This is a genomic window from Bartonella sp. AP1QHHD, assembly GCF_042196265.1.
GTDB lineage: Bacteria > Pseudomonadota > Alphaproteobacteria > Rhizobiales > Rhizobiaceae > Bartonella.
On sequence record NZ_JBHIPW010000046.1, the window covers coordinates 1 to 1,633 of the forward strand.

The 1,633-nt window shown below is 36.5% G+C and carries 3 protein-coding genes; 2 read left to right on the plus strand and 1 reads right to left on the minus strand.

Going from position 1 to position 1,633, the window contains the following annotated elements:
* Positions 1-315 (plus strand): hypothetical protein (locus tag ACFIME_RS04125; protein WP_375684540.1); only part of this gene is annotated, 315 nt, incomplete at its 5' end.
* Positions 302-829 carry a hypothetical protein gene (locus ACFIME_RS04130; RefSeq protein WP_375684541.1) on the plus strand — a complete coding sequence of 176 codons (528 nt, stop codon included), beginning with the start codon at positions 302-304 and terminating at the stop codon, positions 827-829. The genes ACFIME_RS04125 and ACFIME_RS04130, both read left to right, overlap by 14 nt.
* A gap of 13 nt (positions 830-842) precedes the next feature.
* On the opposite strand, the gene ACFIME_RS04135 is transcribed toward ACFIME_RS04130, so the two are convergent.
* On the minus strand, positions 843-1,469 hold the full coding sequence (locus tag ACFIME_RS04135; protein ID WP_375627825.1) for a hypothetical protein: 627 nt from the start codon (positions 1,467-1,469) through the stop codon (positions 843-845).
* Positions 1,470-1,633: the final 164 nt, after the last annotated feature.

Sequence of the window (1,633 nt, forward strand, 5' to 3'; positions counted from 1 at the left end):
ACCTTTAGTGCAATCTGTAAATCTAAGCCAGTTTATAACTATACTATTACAGATCAGGAGATAAAATCATTACAACATAATGCTGGTATTGGAAAATGCTGTGATATATTGGCAGGTTTTCTAGTTGGAATACTGATACTTGTCGCCATGTGGATGATAAATGATGACGATGATTGGAAAAAAATACCAGCCCTTGGTATATCAATAGTGTTACTGTTATTTGTAGTGATTTTGGATGAAGGGACACAGTCAAACTCAAAGGAAATTTGGGAAAACGTTAAACAGGTGTCTGAGGTTATCTGTGAAAAAAAATAAAAAAAGGGGACGCCCTAAAATAACAGGGCAGGTAAGAGAACCAAACGGACGTATATCACGTGCAAAAGCACCGCGTGAAGCCGTTGATAAATTGGCAATAGAAATGCGTGCAAAGCGCTTCGGTTTAACGCTACAGGAGGCAAAAAATCCACTTTCTGGTACCTATATCGGGCGGCTTTGTTTGCAAGGCGTGATTACTCAAGAGCAATATGATGCCGCGCAACAGTACCTACAGATAAGAAACGACTATTTGTGTGCAAAAGGCTTGCCAAGTGCTGTTTATAATGAAATTCCGTCATCTTCTGATGATAAGGCAAGAGACAAGTGGGTAGCATTTGCAACAGAGCAGTTTATAAACATGCAAGAGGCACTAAAAGAAGCCCAGTGTCTTTATAGACAGTACAATCTTTACGCAGCGCTACAGTACCTCGTTATAGAAGATCAAATGCTACCACATCTTGTGAATTCACTGCGGGTTGCTCTTAACGTGCTTCAGAAACATTTTGATCGTTAAATGACAATCTCTATTACGGTTTCATTATATAGTATATCCATTCTATGGTGTTGCAACGTTTCTTTAGTAATTCAATCGTTTCATAATAACCGTTTCTCACATTATATACTAGATCAGTAATTTGTTCTTCTAAGTCAAATTCAGGGTCCTTCGTAGTTTTAAGAAATTCTTTCGCATAATAAATCATTGGATTTTTGCTGTTATTTGATTCGTTATATGCCCACATAAAATACATTGGCTTCCAAAGATATTTCCTGCGTAAATGATCTATCACATTGGGTAGAGCCATGGGTAGATCCGTATGTGACATCAATATATTATAATCACCCCGCAATAAATTCACATAGCGTCCGCAATAAATAACCCATAGATGACGTTTCAATATAAAATCAGTTTCGGTGTATCCATGTCTGTGTGCATATTCTTTTGCTTCGAGTATCTTTTCAGAATGCGTAGAGCCAATATATGATTCACTCGCGTATTTGTTGTAAAGTTTATTATACTTCTCCATAGTATCTACACTTGTAAACATACGCGTCAATTTGTCTATAAATCCAAATGACGCTGATGCAGGTAGCGCTGATATAAAAAAGAAAGCTATAAATGTTATGATGCGTGTTATGGATAATGATTTCATCATTTTGAACCCTTAATTATTCATAAGCGCTGTTTAACCGATTCACTTTGAAATTATCAATATGTGTTATTTTTATGTTGACAAATTGTAGCAAATCGTATTTAATGACATTGCTGTACTTAGGCGTATTGTGTCTAGAGAGGGAAATGTACAGTTCAAAATCCCCG